Source organism: Limosilactobacillus reuteri (assembly GCF_020785355.1).
Lineage (GTDB): Bacteria > Bacillota > Bacilli > Lactobacillales > Lactobacillaceae > Limosilactobacillus > Limosilactobacillus reuteri_I.
The window spans coordinates 22942-37100 of sequence record NZ_JAJGVH010000045.1 but is presented as its reverse complement, the minus strand read 5'-3'; the positions used below and the strand labels follow the sequence as shown (position 1 = coordinate 37100).

The 14159-nt window shown below is 37.8% G+C and carries 15 protein-coding genes and 1 rRNA gene; 14 read left to right on the top strand and 2 right to left on the bottom strand.

The features are described 5' to 3' along the window. From rrf to LMB56_RS01640, 3 genes are all read left to right on the top strand, one after another. Nucleotides 1-103 (top strand): 5S ribosomal RNA (gene rrf / locus LMB56_RS01650); the annotation flags it as partial. 186 nt (nucleotides 104-289) lie between these two features. Further along, nucleotides 290-463, top strand: coding sequence for a hypothetical protein (locus LMB56_RS01645; protein WP_191980597.1), 174 nt, complete (start codon nucleotides 290-292; stop codon nucleotides 461-463). A gap of 83 nt (nucleotides 464-546) precedes the next feature. Beyond that, nucleotides 547-720, top strand: coding sequence for an IS3 family transposase (locus tag LMB56_RS01640; RefSeq protein WP_191990106.1), 174 nt, complete (start codon nucleotides 547-549; stop codon nucleotides 718-720). A 157-nt stretch (nucleotides 721-877) separates the two neighbouring features. Here the strand turns inward: LMB56_RS01640 and LMB56_RS01635 are convergent, their stop codons facing one another. Beyond that, the gene (locus LMB56_RS01635) at nucleotides 878-1906 is read right to left on the bottom strand and encodes a lactonase family protein (RefSeq protein ID WP_153702610.1); all 1029 of its coding nucleotides are present in this window, start codon (nucleotides 1904-1906) and stop codon (nucleotides 878-880) included. A 114-nt stretch (nucleotides 1907-2020) separates the two neighbouring features. Between LMB56_RS01635 and LMB56_RS01630 the strand changes: the two genes are divergently transcribed. The 3 genes from LMB56_RS01630 (at nucleotide 2021) to LMB56_RS01620 (ending at nucleotide 5911) form a co-directional block, all read left to right on the top strand. Beyond that, a complete protein-coding gene (locus LMB56_RS01630; protein WP_113896607.1) occupies nucleotides 2021-2878 on the top strand; it encodes a putative RNA methyltransferase in 858 nt (285 codons plus the stop codon). Nucleotides 2879-3049: 171 nt separating this feature from the next. Next, a complete protein-coding gene (trmL, locus tag LMB56_RS01625) occupies nucleotides 3050-3559 on the top strand; it encodes a tRNA (uridine(34)/cytosine(34)/5-carboxymethylaminomethyluridine(34)-2'-O)-methyltransferase TrmL (RefSeq protein ID WP_003666742.1) in 510 nt (169 codons plus the stop codon). 21 nt (nucleotides 3560-3580) lie between these two features. Further along, a complete protein-coding gene (locus tag LMB56_RS01620; RefSeq protein ID WP_229283317.1) occupies nucleotides 3581-5911 on the top strand; it encodes a DNA translocase FtsK in 2331 nt (776 codons plus the stop codon). 61 nt (nucleotides 5912-5972) lie between these two features. On the opposite strand, the gene LMB56_RS01615 is transcribed toward LMB56_RS01620, so the two are convergent. Beyond that, nucleotides 5973-6092, bottom strand: a complete 120-nt coding sequence (locus LMB56_RS01615) for a DUF4044 domain-containing protein (protein ID WP_003666746.1) — start codon at nucleotides 6090-6092, stop codon at nucleotides 5973-5975. Nucleotides 6093-6220: 128 nt separating this feature from the next. Between LMB56_RS01615 and LMB56_RS01610 the strand changes: the two genes are divergently transcribed. The 8 genes from LMB56_RS01610 (at nucleotide 6221) to murG (ending at nucleotide 14150) form a co-directional block, all read left to right on the top strand. Further along, a complete protein-coding gene (locus LMB56_RS01610) occupies nucleotides 6221-6574 on the top strand; it encodes a hypothetical protein (RefSeq protein WP_003666750.1) in 354 nt (117 codons plus the stop codon). 144 nt (nucleotides 6575-6718) lie between these two features. Then, on the top strand, nucleotides 6719-7147 hold the full coding sequence (mraZ, locus tag LMB56_RS01605) for a division/cell wall cluster transcriptional repressor MraZ (protein ID WP_003666752.1): 429 nt from the start codon (nucleotides 6719-6721) through the stop codon (nucleotides 7145-7147). 15 nt (nucleotides 7148-7162) lie between these two features. Further along, a complete protein-coding gene (rsmH, locus tag LMB56_RS01600) occupies nucleotides 7163-8119 on the top strand; it encodes a 16S rRNA (cytosine(1402)-N(4))-methyltransferase RsmH (protein WP_122481091.1) in 957 nt (318 codons plus the stop codon). Nucleotides 8120-8126: 7 nt separating this feature from the next. Further along, complete coding sequence (ftsL, locus tag LMB56_RS01595; RefSeq protein ID WP_003666755.1) at nucleotides 8127-8498, top strand: cell division protein FtsL; 372 nt, start codon at nucleotides 8127-8129, stop codon at nucleotides 8496-8498. Further along, nucleotides 8498-10657, top strand: coding sequence for a penicillin-binding protein (locus LMB56_RS01590; protein ID WP_229283318.1), 2160 nt, complete (start codon nucleotides 8498-8500; stop codon nucleotides 10655-10657). Before ftsL ends, LMB56_RS01590 begins: the two co-directional genes overlap by 1 nt. A 24-nt stretch (nucleotides 10658-10681) precedes the next feature. Continuing rightward, on the top strand, nucleotides 10682-11653 hold the full coding sequence (mraY, locus tag LMB56_RS01585; RefSeq protein WP_003666758.1) for a phospho-N-acetylmuramoyl-pentapeptide-transferase: 972 nt from the start codon (nucleotides 10682-10684) through the stop codon (nucleotides 11651-11653). Between the two features lie 12 nt (nucleotides 11654-11665). Further along, complete coding sequence (gene murD / locus LMB56_RS01580) at nucleotides 11666-13036, top strand: UDP-N-acetylmuramoyl-L-alanine--D-glutamate ligase (RefSeq protein ID WP_229283319.1); 1371 nt, start codon at nucleotides 11666-11668, stop codon at nucleotides 13034-13036. 1 nt (nucleotide 13037) lies between these two features. Further along, entirely contained in the window at nucleotides 13038-14150 is a 1113-nt protein-coding gene (gene murG / locus LMB56_RS01575) for an undecaprenyldiphospho-muramoylpentapeptide beta-N-acetylglucosaminyltransferase (RefSeq protein WP_122481089.1), read from the top strand. Nucleotides 14151-14159: the final 9 nt, after the last annotated feature.

Genomic DNA, 14159 nt, shown 5'->3' with positions numbered 1-14159 from the left:
CTTGAAGGATACACCTGTACCCATGCCGAACACAGAAGTTAAGCTTCAACACGCCGAAAGTAGTTGGGGGATCGCTCCCTGCGAGGATAGGACGTTGCCACGCTATAGCAAAAGGACATGCATTGTTTAATACAGTGTATGTCCTTTTTTAGTGCGCCCAGCATGGATATTAACTATGCGTTGAAAGTCGGATACCTGTCAACCGTAAGCAGTCAATAACAGTACGTCTAGCCCTAGCTACCTCGGATCTCCTATACTGAGACTATCATCAGTAAGGAGATTTTTATGTATGACAGAACAAAATGAAATTATTCCCCCGGTTTTCAAAAATAAACTAAGTACTTTTAATAAGCATTCTGCAACTATTGCTGATATCTTTGGCCGACGTAATGACAATTCTTCAGTCATGGATACAATTAAGCAGAACCTGGTAAAAATTGTAAGCTCAACCATTACTCTGTAGTGATCGTGACTTCCAATATACTTATCCACTTTATGGCTAACATGGGCATCTTTAGAGGTGATCGTTGCCTGGATAATACCCCGGTGGAAAGTTTTTGGGAACATTATAAAGATGAAACATCCTATGGCGAAAGTTTTAATACCTTTGAAGCATTGAAGGCCTCAATCGATCAATATATCTATTTCTATAACCACAAACGTTATCAAGAAAAATTAGACAGCTTAACACCGGTACAATACCGGCATCAAGCTGCCTAAGAAGCTTTGTATAATTTATTGTCTACTTGACAAGACCCAGTTCATTTTACCGAACATTGAAGGTCATTGTTGTTTGCGAAGGCTCTCAGAGGCTAACTTCGCGGCGAAAAACGAAATTATAAGTAACTTCGATCTTGCTCTTGCTGTTGATATTAATTTATTTCCATTTCATTACACATACTGGTTCTGGACAACTAACATCTTTTTGAAGAAGAGTTAACTTACCAGTTGATGGGTTTCGTTTATAAAGCGTAAGGTTATCAGAGTTCTGATTTGAAGCTAAAAGATAATCTTCATCTTGATTTAGATTGAAATCGCGTGGGAAATCTCCTTCAGTCGAAATTGATTGAATATGTTTAACGGTAAAATCTGGTTGGACTTCAAAGACGGCAATAGTGTTTTCACCACGATTTGAAGTATAGACAAACTTACCATCATTTGAGATCCGGATAGCAGCTGCTCCATTATGAGCTGTCCAGTCTGCAGGAATTGTCTTGATGGTTTGAAGGTGCTTAAATGATGCATCCTTACTATTATACTTTAGTACTTCTAGTTTACTGCTTAGTTCACCTAAAAGATAAGCATAATTGCCATTTGGATGGAAAACTATATGACGGGTACCAAAGCCATCTTCACACTTATAGCGAGAAACAGCAGTTAATTTACCATCATCAGAGACATCGTAAACCACAACAAGATCCATTCCTAAGTCACATACAACTAGACGATTATCAGGAGTTAGATCGGCATAATGAACATGTGGAGCCTCTTGTTCAGGTTCAGGACCAGTTGCTCCTTCATGAAGGACAGAATCAGTTTGTGTCAACGTTCCATCTTCGTTGATCTTAAAAACATCTATTTTTGCTGTATGATAATTAGCACTGAATAATAAATGCCGTTTGTCATCAACGCCTACATATGCAGGAGGAGCACCGGCAGCCAAGACATCACTTAGCATCTTAGCGTTATCATCACTTAATGAGTAAGAAGCAACTCCTCCCTTATCATCTACTTGTTTAATTGCGTAAATACGACCATCTTGACCAACTTGTAAGTAAGCTGGCTTTTGAGATGGAATTGCTAATTCAACATTCGTTATTTTTTCTTGGTCAGTATCGAGGGTAACTTTGTAGATCCCTTTACTTGTTTTTTTAGTATAAGTTCCAATTAGAAATTGTTCAATCAAGGCAATTTCCTCCTTTTTGAAAATGCTTACCTATATAATAGCAATTTGCCCATCGTAATTCTAGCTGTGATACACTGTTATTAGTAATTTTTAGTTCTTAATGGAGGAGAAAAGTTGAAAAAAGTTGAACGTCAACGAGAAATGGTAAAAAATAATCTTGCCCTTTTTCAATGTCCTGTTTGTGAACAGCCAATGGAGAGAGTTGAAGGAAACAGTATTATTTGCGGAAATAACCACCAATTTGACTTTAATCGGCATGGTTATCTTCACTTTCTCAATGGGGCTGCTAATACTGAATATGATCGATCAATGTTTGAATCTCGTCGCCAGTTATTAAATGCAGGACTCTTTAAGCCAATTATTGAAAACATCAGTAAATTCTTACCTTCAAAATCTTTAAAGATCTTAGATGTAGGAACTGGAGAAGGAACCCCATTATTACAATTAGGAACAATCCGTGCTAATTATAATGATACGATGATTGGCTTTGATATTTCGAAACCAGGGATAACACTTGCTACTCAATTACCGTTAAAGGCATTTTTTTGTGTAGCTGATTTACGTAAATTACCTTTCAATGATGAGAGTTTTGATTGTATATTGGAGTTGTTTTCTCCATCTGATTATCAAGAGTTTAAACGGGTGTTAACGAAAGATGGAACCCTTATTAAGGTAATTCCTAACGCTAACTACTTAGTCGAATTACGGCATCTCTTATATGAAACAGGAGAACGTAATTACCACTATGATAATTCACGAGTAATCGAGTTATTTAACCAACATTATCCTCATAGTAAAGTTGAAACGGTAACCTATCAATTTAGAATTCCAGACGGTTTACAACAGGCAATGCTGGAAATGACGCCTTTACACTGGGGAGCAAATGCTAAAAGATTATCTAAAGAAGAATTAACCCAATTAAAAACAATTACGGTGGATGTAAGCTTATTAATTGCGAAAAAAGCTAATTAATTATTGCAACATTACTAAATTAGTGCTAAATTATTATAAGAAATCGTTTGATAATTGACATCGAATATAAGTGTTTCGTTGGTAATTATCAAGGAGTACTTCATTAAAGCAGCGTTTCGCCGTGCCCACACCGAGACCCTGCTTTTTTTATTTTATTAAGGAGATTTTATTATGACAAACCATATTGTCTTGTTTGAACCATTATTTCCAGCGAATACGGGAAATATTGCACGAACTTGTGCGGGGACAAATACTGAATTACATTTAATCAAGCCATTAGGATTTTCAACTGATGATAAACATATGAAACGGGCTGGATTAGACTATTGGGATAAAGTAAAGATCACGTATCATGAAGATTTACCTTCATTTATGAAGACTATTCCTGATATTAACCGTTTATATATTGTTTCTAAATTTGCTACCCATGATTATAGTGATGTTGATTATACGGGTGAAGGAGATCATTATTTCCTATTTGGAAAAGAAACAACTGGCTTACCCGAACGTTTTATGCAAAAATATCCAGAAAATGCTATCCGGATTCCACAAAATGATAATAATATTCGGGCCCTGAATTTATCAAATAGTGCAGCGATTGTTATTTATGAGGCATTGCGGCAACAGAGTTTTCCTAATTTAGCACGAGTTCATAAATATGAATTCGATAAATTAAAGTAACCTTAAGGAGGCAATAATGCGATGGCGAGAAGAAAAAAGGCATCATCCCGCCGGACAAGAGGGAAAAAACAACAGTATCGATTAATGGATAATCTATTAGGAATAATTGTTTGTCTTTTAATGTTAGTTGGCTTATTTAATTTAGGAGTATTAGGAACCTTTCTCGATAACTGTTTTAAGATTTTTGTAGGGTCATCCTTTCCGATTGCGATGATTATTGTTTTTCTTTATGGATTATGTTTTGCATTGTATGGGCATCGTCCGCATTTTAAAAAACGTTGGATTGCAGGAACTATTATTGCCTATATTGGTTTATTAATGTGGCTTCAGACAGTAATGTTTCAGCGTCTGAATCTTCATGCAAAGGTAATCGAAACTACTTGGAATAGTCTTAGTAAGGTCATTTTTAATGGTGATTCGACTGTTCCGGTTGGTGGAGGGATGATTGGTGCTTACCTATATAATGGAAGTAATATTTTAATTTCAGAAGTTGGAACAGCGGTATTATCATGGTTGTTAATGATTATCGGAATTATTGTCTTTTTTGCATTACCGTGGCGCGAATTTCTAGTAAAATGTGGGATTGGCATTAAAAAATCTGGAGCAGCAATGGCTAATGCTCACGATCAATTAATGAAAAAGAGAACGGAGAGAGCAACCAAGACAACTACGGTACCATCAATTAGTGTGCCCCTTGCTAAAGCATCAAGGCAGGTTAAAGATTTTTTTGCTGACCAAGAATCAGCAGAGCCAACGTCAACGCCGCCAGTTTCTCCAGCGATGCTTGTCCAAGATCCTGTTGAACCAACTATTAGGGTCGCAAGTGAAAGTCAGGTGGAAGAAACTCAGAGTGGGCGCAAGGATGATCAGGACTCGAACCAACATGATGATGCGGAAATTAAACTTGCAGGAATTGACGCTAAAGAAGACAATGATTATCAATTGCCGCCAGTCAGCCTGCTAAGTCAAGTAAAAGCAACAGACCAGCAGGAAGATTTGAATAATATCAAAAAGAACACCAAAACACTTCAGCAAACCCTAAAATCTTTTGGTGTGGATGCAACAGTTGAAAATGTTAATTTAGGTCCTTCCGTTACCAAATATGAGTTACGTCCAGCAGTAGGAGTAAAGGTTAGTCGAATAACCCATTTGGCTGATGATTTAGCGCTTGCACTTGCGGCTAAAGATATCCGGATTGAAGCGCCGATTCCAGGGAAATCATTAATTGGGATTGAAGTTCCAAACCAGCAAATTGCAACAGTTGGTTTTCGCGATATGGTCGAAAATGCTCCTAGTAATGATAATCCAATGGAAGTTCCGCTTGGTCGCAGTGTAACTGGGGATATCAAAATGGCTGATCTAACTAAGATGCCACACCTTCTTATCGCTGGGGCAACTGGTAGTGGTAAGTCTGTTGCAATCAACGTTATCATTACAAGTATTCTATTAAAGGCCAAACCGCATCAGGTAAAGATGTTAATGATTGATCCTAAAAAAGTCGAATTAAGTGTTTATAATGGTATTCCTCATCTGCTCAGTCCGGTAGTTTCTGAACCCAAAAAGGCAGCTCGGGCATTAGGAAAAGTTGTTGCAGAAATGGAGCGCCGTTATGAATTGTTTGCAAAATTCGGTGTTCGTAACCTGGATGGGTATAATAAATTGGTTAAACAACAAAATGATGACCATCCTGATGAAGTTCAAGCTAATCTACCGTTAATTTTAGTTATTGTTGATGAATTAGCAGACTTGATGATGACCGTTTCTCATGATGTTGAAGATGCAATTGTCCGGATTGCACAAATGGGACGGGCTGCTGGTATTCATATGATTTTGGCAACTCAGCGTCCTTCTGTCGATGTTATTACAGGGCTTATTAAGGCTAACGTTCCTTCCCGAATTGCCTTTGCAGTTTCTAGTGGGGTTGATTCGCGAACTATTATCGATACTAATGGAGCAGAAAAGCTCCTTGGTCGAGGCGATATGTTATTTGAACCAATCGATCAAAATAAACCAGTCCGGATTCAAGGTGCATTTATATCCGATCATGATGTTGAATCAGTAGTAGACTTTATAAAAAACGAGCGAGCAGCTGAGTATGACGATAATATGGTTGTAACTGACAATGAAATTGAGCAAGAAGAGCAAGCTGAAGAGGAAGATGAATTATTCCCCGAAGCATTAGATTTTGTGGTTGATCAACAAAAAGCATCAACCTCGCTAATTCAGCGGCGGTTTAGAATTGGTTATAATCGTGCCGCAAGAATTATTGACGATATGGAACAGCGCGGTTTTATCGGACCGGCTAATGGCTCAAAACCACGGGAAGTTTATAAGCAAAAAAGTGAGGAATAAAAAAGACCGGAGAGATTTTTCTCCGATCTTTTTTATTCCGACTACATGGATGTTTAATAGGCTAAATTAAGTTTAAGGATGCAACTGCTCCAAAGATTAAAGAACCAAGCATTGCAATTAACATGAGCCAAATAGCAACCATGGTAATTTTTTGGAAACGAGTTTTCTTTTTTCGCTGCATTATTAACCATCCTTCCATTTTTATCAATAATAGTAGTGTAACGCATCTTTAATGCCTTTTTCAAATCTAGTTTTAGTTTATGTTAAACTTAAATTACTTATTTGAAGAGAAGGGGACTGAAAAGGTTGATGGTTAGTATTCAAGTTATAATTTTAGAGATTATTTTATTATTAGTGATTGGGATAGTAGAACGATTATTAGTACGAATATTTCATCATCCTAAAAAAACAAAGCATTTATGGTGGGGATGGACAATTATTTTATGGATTCTGATAATCTTTAATATTGGATTTTATTGGCCAGCTTATCCCATTGCCTTATGGATGATTCTAGCTCTGTTATTAATTGCTTTACAAATTATTCACAATCATGAATTCATTTATCGCCGTTACTGGCCAGTATTTTGGCGATATTCGGCATATTATGCTTTAATTATATATATTGGTAGCTTAATTATTTCACCATGGTTACCGTTGATATAAAAATATTAAGTGAGTTGGAAAATTAATTTTCTGCTCACTTTTTTTGTGTCTATTACTTTTTGGTAAAATTCACAAAATTACGTGGTGAGAAGTGGGGGATTGTGGTAGACTTGACCTATAACGTGGTAAAGGAGGACATTAGTCGTGTTAATGGGAGAATTTACACACACTATTGATTCCAAAGGCCGACTAATTATTCCTGCCAAATTTCGAGAACAATTGGGGGCACACTTCATTGTTACTCGGGGGTTAGATGGATGTTTGTTTGGATATCCATTAAATGAATGGGCGATTTTAGAACAAAAGCTAAAGGCGCTCCCATTAACAAAGCGTGATGCACGTGCATTTGTACGCTTTTTATATTCTGCTGCGACAGATTGCGAAATTGATAAACAAGGACGGATTAATATTCCGATAACATTACGAACTCATGCCTCACTTGAAAAGAAGTGTGTAATCGTTGGTGTGTCTAATCGTTTAGAAATCTGGAGTGCTGAACGGTGGAATAAATTTACAAGCGAAACAGCTGATAATTTTGATGAGATTGCTGAAGATCTTAATATTGATTTTTAATGGAGGTTTTAGTTGATGGCAGAATTTAAACATGTAACGGTACTTTTAAAGGAGGCCGTAGCAGGATTAAATGTGCAACCAACAGGTACCTACGTTGATGCAACATTAGGTGGTGGTGGTCATACGCAAGCTATTTTACAACAGCTCGTCGATGGCCACTTATATTCATTTGATCAGGATCAGACGGCAATTGTTTACAATAAAGAACACTTGAAAACTGCAATAGAACAGCAAAAATTAACATTAGTTGAAGATAATTTCCGTAACATAAAAACGGAATTGAATAGCTATAATGTAAAACGTGTTAATGGAATTTTATATGATTTAGGTGTTTCATCTCCACAGTTCGATGATGCTAAAAGAGGTTTTAGCTATCAGCATGACGCACCCTTAGACATGCGAATGAATCAAGAACAAAAATTGTCGGCAATGGAAGTTGTTAACGAATGGCCATATGAACGTCTCGTTAAGATTCTTTACCGATATGGAGAAGAAAAGTTTGCCAAGTCAATTGCTAGAAAGATTGAACAGCGCCGAAAGATAGCACCAATAAAGACGACATTTGAATTAGTTGATGTGATTAAAGAAGGAATTCCGGCAGCAGCTCGCCGTCATGGTGGTCATCCAGCGAAAAAGAGTTTTCAAGCTATTCGGATAGCAGTTAACGACGAATTAGGTGCTTTAGAGGAATCATTGGAGCAAGCATTAGACTTGTTAGATGTTGGGGGACGAATCAGTGTCATTACCTTCCAGTCACTAGAAGATCGGTTGGTAAAGACCATGTTTCGTGAAAAAACTTCATTAAGTGGGGATGTACCGCAAGGATTACCAGTAATACCAGCGGGAATGGAGCCAGACTTCAAATTAATTAATAAAAAGCCGATTGTAGCTAGTGATGAAGAATTAGCGGCAAATCATCGTGCGCATAGTGCCAAGTTGAGGATAATCGAGAAAATTAGAGAAGGAAAGTGACAGAATTATGGTTTCAAATGCGGCAAGGCAACTGGCGGGAGAGCAACAACCGCAGCAAGCGCCAAGAAAAAAGACTTATCAACAACCAAAGATTTCTCCAAGTCCGGTTAGATGGTCAAAATTTGAAAGATCTTTAGTAGCAGTAGGAAGTTTAATCACACTGTGCTTGATGATTAGCTTACTTTCTACGAAAATTAGTATTAATAATCAGCAACGGCGCTTACAGGATACTCAAACCCAAATTACTAAGGCAAAAAGCAGTAATACAAGTTTGCAGCAGGAAATCGCTGAATTGACGACTCAATCGCATTTGAAATCAGCAGCACATAAATATGGATTATCAGATAAAAATTCAAATGTAAGGAACGTTAATAAATAATGAATAAGAAGCCACAACGAACGAAAAATAGGGGACATAGAGAAAACCGAGGGACCTTTGGCAAATGGCTCTTTCTAATCACGGTTGGATTGTTTACCTTGTTTATCGTTCGTTTTGCGTATATCGCAATAAATAAAGATGTTCAACATGTTAACTTACGGTCACAAGCGGAGCAAATTTATACCCAGCAGCGAATTATTCAAGCGCGACGGGGTGATATTTATGATTCAGAAGGAAACCCCTTGGCAACTGATACAAGCAAATATACCCTCTATGCTGTTTTAGATCGAACCCAAAAGTCTTCTGATGGTAAACCATTATATGTAAAAGATCGGAAAAAAACTGCCAAGGTACTATCACAGTATATTGATCTGACACCAAAGCAAATTGAAAAGATCCTTAAACCAAAGGGGCAAGCCTACCAAGTTGAATTTGGAAATGCTGGAAGCAACCTTTCTGTTTCAACAATGCAGAAGATCAAGAATCGGCACTTGCCAGGAATTGATTTTATTGCGACTCCAGCACGTCAATATCCAGAAGGTGAATTTGCTTCTCAAATAATTGGGATGGCAACTCCTAAAGTTAAAAATGATAATGGAACTGAAGAGACCAATTTAGTGGGCCAATTGGGCTTGGAAGGCTACTTTAATAAACAATTGACGGGAATAAATGGGTTGAGAAAAGATAAACAGGACGTCTATGGCTACCAGATTGCTAATTCAAAGCAGGTAACTAAAAAAGCCATCAACGGTGATAATATCTATACTACCCTTGATTCACAAACCCAACATTTTCTCGAAAATAAAGTTAATAAGGTTTACAAAAGTTCTAATGCCAATTCGATGACAGCAGTTGTGATGGAAGCCAAAACAGGTAAAATTATTGCCGCTACTCAACGACCAACGCTTCACGCAGAAAATAATCCGGTTTGGCGGAATATGCTAGTTCAAGATGCTTATGAACCAGGATCGGTAATGAAGATCTTGGCATTAGCCGCGGCTATCGATACAGGACATTTTAATCCTAATGCGACCTTTAATTCTGGAACATGGGCCATGGGTGGTGGAAAAATCACTGATTGGTCAAGCTCTGGTTGGGGAACAATTTCCTATAAAGACGCTTTTGATATGTCTAGTAATGTTGGTTTTGCTCATGTGGAACAGGACATGGGAGCAGATACGTGGATGAAGTATATTAAACGGTTTGGCCTGTTAAAAAAAGTTAATGTTATCGGAATGGGTAACGAGGTTAATGGTTACACTTCATTTAAAGGGATTCTTGCTCAGGCTAATACTGCTTTTGGACAGGGGATTACTGTAAATGTTATGCAAATGATGCAAGCGTTTAGTGCTATTGGTAATAATGGTAAAATGATGAAGCCTTACATTGTTAGCAAAGTTGTAGATGGTAATAGTGGGAAGACAATCCAAAAGATCAAACCTAAAGTTGTTGGACACCCAATAAAAGCATCGACAGCTAAAAAAGTTCTTGGTTACATGCAAGGCGTTGTTTACGATCAAAAGGGACTTGGTCATGATTACCAAATTAAGGGTTACAGAGTTGCTGGGAAGACCGCGACTGCACAAATTGGTGGAGCTCATGGTTATTCAACTGGTGATACAAACTACCTCTACTCCTTTGCCGGGATGGCACCAGCTAAAAACCCAAAGTATATTATGTATGTCACTCTTCGCCAACCGCAAAACCTTAAAAAACCAGCAACCAAACAAATTGCCAGTGTTTTTAATCCGACAATGAAAATGTTATTGAGTCAACAAAAAGTTGCGGAAAAAGCCAAGAAAAAGGTTATTACAATGCCCAATGTTGTTGGTCAGTCAAGTGATGACGCTAATAAGAAACTATCAAATAAGGGAATGCAGGTAATTGTTGTTGGCTCTGGCAAGAAAGTTAAACAACAATCAGCAGTTTCAGACGAACAAGTGCTAACAGACCAACATGTTATTCTTGACACTGGTGGCGAGTATAAAATGCCAGATATTTCTGGATGGAGTTCTGCGGATGTTCAACAATTAGCTAAGGTTCTTAAGCTAAAAGTAAAAGAAAATGGAAACGGCTATGTTACTCAGCAAAGTATTTCCCCTGATACAACTATTAAGCGTGGAACGACTTTAACCGTTCAATATGAAGCTAAAAACTAGCAGAGAAACTAATTGGAGGTAAATATGAATTTCTTAAGTGCAGTTTTGACTATTCTTAGTTCATTCTTAATTACGTTTTTATTAATGCCCTCGTTAATTAAATATTTTCGGGCAAAAAAAGAAGGACAGCAGATTCGTAAAGAAGGCCCTACCTGGCATGCTAAAAAGGCTGGGACGCCAACAATGGGAGGATTATTGTTCATCTTCTCTGCAGTAGTAACAATTTTGTGGGTTGCTGCTTGGCAAGGATTGATTACGAATACGCTGTGGGCACTCCTCTTTGTCCTGGTTGTTTATGGCCTAATTGGGATGTGGGATGATAGTATTAAAATCTTCCATCATCAAAATGAAGGCTTTAAACCATGGCAAAAGGCGCTATGCCAGGTATTAGCAGCAATGGTCTTTACTGTTATTTACCAGCATGAAGGTTTTCAAATGGGCTTTGGAACAACGCAAATTGGTTGGCTTTACGGTTTGTTTATTATTTTTTGGATCGTCGGCTTTTCAAATGCTGTTAATTTAACCGATGGACTTGATGGCTTGGTAAGCGGTCTTTCCATTATTTCTTTTGCGGCTTATCTAATCATTGCGTTGGTAAATCTCAATCAACCAGGTTATCCTGAAATTGCTCTTTTCTGTTTAGCAATGATCGGAACTTTACTAGGTTTCTTCCCTTATAATCATAAGCCCGCTAAGATTTTTATGGGTGATATGGGATCTTTAGCAATTGGGGCATCTTTAGCCGCTGTTTCATTGTTATTACATCATGAATGGTCTTTATTAGTAATCGGAATCGTTTATGTTTGTGAAACTGCTAGTGTCATTCTTCAAGTAGCTTCATTCAAAACAACTGGTAAACGAATTTTTAAGATGACCCCAATCCACCATCATTTTGAAATGAGCGGGTGGAGTGAATGGAAAATTGATATTGTGTTTTGGCTTGTAGGGTTAGTGGCTGCAATTATTGCTGTTACAACAATCTTATTAGTTGGTTAGGAGTAAAGAGAAATGAAAAAAATTGATGAATATCAAGGTAAAAAAGTTCTTGTAATAGGTTTCGGAATTAGCGGAATTAATGCAGCCCACTTATTGGTAAAACTTGGTGCAAATGTTACCGCTAATGATAAAGCAACTCCTAAAAATAATGATATTGTTGATGATTTAGAAGCTGATGGAATCAAGGTAATTACTGGTGATAATCCCATTTCATTAGCTAATGAAGGTTTCGATGTTGTAGTAAAAAATCCTGGAATTCCTTATGATAATCCATTAGTGGCTGCATTTGTTAAGCAAGGGACACCCATTATTACGGAAGCAGAACTAGGATGGCAAATTTTTGATGGTCACCTTGTAAGTGTAACCGGAAGTAATGGGAAGACTACCACAACGACTTTAACTCAACTAATGATTGCTGAAAATGCAAAACATCAAGTAAAATATGCAGGTAATATTGGAATTTCCTTTAGTAAAATTGCTGAGGATTTAGGACCAGACGACACATTGGTCACAGAATTATCTAGTTTCCAATTATTAGGAGCACCGACAATTCATCCGCATATTGCAATTATTACTAACATTTTTTCTAACCATTTAGACTATCATAAGACACGAGAAAACTATATTAATGCAAAGCTTAATATTACCCGGAACCAAACCAAGGATGATTTCTTAGTTATTAACTGGGATCGTGATGAATGGCAGAAGATTGCTCAGCGTAGTCAAGCTACCATTGTGCCATTTTCTCGTCTTAATAAGAGTCATGAAGGATCTTATGTAGAAGATGGAATGATTTACTGGCGCGGACAAGAAGTTATGCCAACCAAGGATATTCGATTGATCGGTCCCCAAAATGTAGAAAATGCGTTGGCAGCAATTGCAGCGGCAAAATTAAGTGGTGTTACAAATGATGCAATAAAGAAAGTTTTAACAACATTTAGTGGAGTCCGTCACCGCTTACAATATGTGATGGAATACCAAGAACGGCTTTTCTACAATGATTCAAAATCAACAGATATTGAAGCCACGGAGGTTGCCTTACAAGGTTTTGATCGTCCAGTAATTCTTTTGGCAGGTGGCCTTGATCGTGGTTATACCTTTGAACGGTTGGTTCCTTACTTTAAGGAGCACGTCAAGGCAATGATTGTTTTTGGTGAATGTAAAGATAAAATGAAGGATGCGGGAAATCAAGCTGGAGTTCCAGTAGTTGAAAGTGAAAATGCAATTACTGCGGTACCAGAAGCATGGAAGTTGAGTGAACCAGGAGATGTCATTCTCCTCTCGCCTGCTAATGCTAGTTGGGACCAATTCCCGAGCTTTGAAGTTCGTGGTGATAAATTTATTGAAGCAGTTGAAGAATTAACAGGAAAGAAGGAACAATAAGATGCGGTTATTGGTATCAGGTGGTGGAACTGGTGGTCATATCTACCCGGCATTAGCATTAATCGAACGCTTAAAGCAGGTTGAGCCAGATACTGAAGTGTTATATGTTGGAACAACTCGTGGCCTTGAAAATAAAATTGTACCGGATGCCGGAATTGAGCTTGAAACAATGCATATGCAGGGCTTTAAGCGTTCTCTTTCTCTTGAAAATTTTAAGACAATCTATCTTTTTTTAAACTCTGTCCATCATGCTAAAAAAATTATTAGTGAGTTTAAGCCTGATGTTGTTTTAGGGACGGGAGGATATGTAAGTGGAGCTGTCCTATATGCTGCCGCAAAGAAACATATCCCAACCGTAATTCATGAACAGAATAGCGTTGTTGGCGTAACAAACAAGTTTTTAAGTCGCTATGTTGATCAAATTGCAATTGCATTTGAAGCTGCACGCAGTCAATTTCCCGCTGATAAAGTTACAATGGCAGGTAATCCTCGTGCTCAACAGGTAGCAGCTAAAAAAGACAGTGACTTTTCATGGACAAGTTATGACTTGAAAGATGATGTTCCAACTTTAATGATTTTTGGAGGAAGCCAAGGAGCACCGAAAATCAATAAGACAGTTGTCGACGCTATTCCAGAGTTCAATAAGCGTCCTTATCAGGTTATCTTTGCAACTGGTCAAAAACGGTACGATGATGTAAAGAAGCAACTAGCAGAAGGTAATATTAAACCAGCGGATAATGTTAAAGTTGTTCCTTACATTAAAGATATGCCGGCTAAAATGCCTCGGGTAGCGGCTTTGGTATCGCGAGCAGGTGCAACCACCATTGCTGAGGTAACAGCACTCGGAGTTCCTACGATTCTAATTCCTAGTCCGTATGTTACCGCTAACCACCAAGTAAAGAATGCTCAAGCTTTAGTTAAGAATAATGCCGGTCTAATGATTACTGAAGACAAATTAGATGCCCGGGCATTACTGACTCAAGCAGATAAGATTATGGAAGATGAAGAAGTACGTAAAGAAATGGCTCATGCTGCTGAAAAAATGGGACGGCCAGATGCTGCTGATAGACTAATTAAGATCTTGCATAAGGCAATTGACGAACACGAAAAATAAAGTATAGAT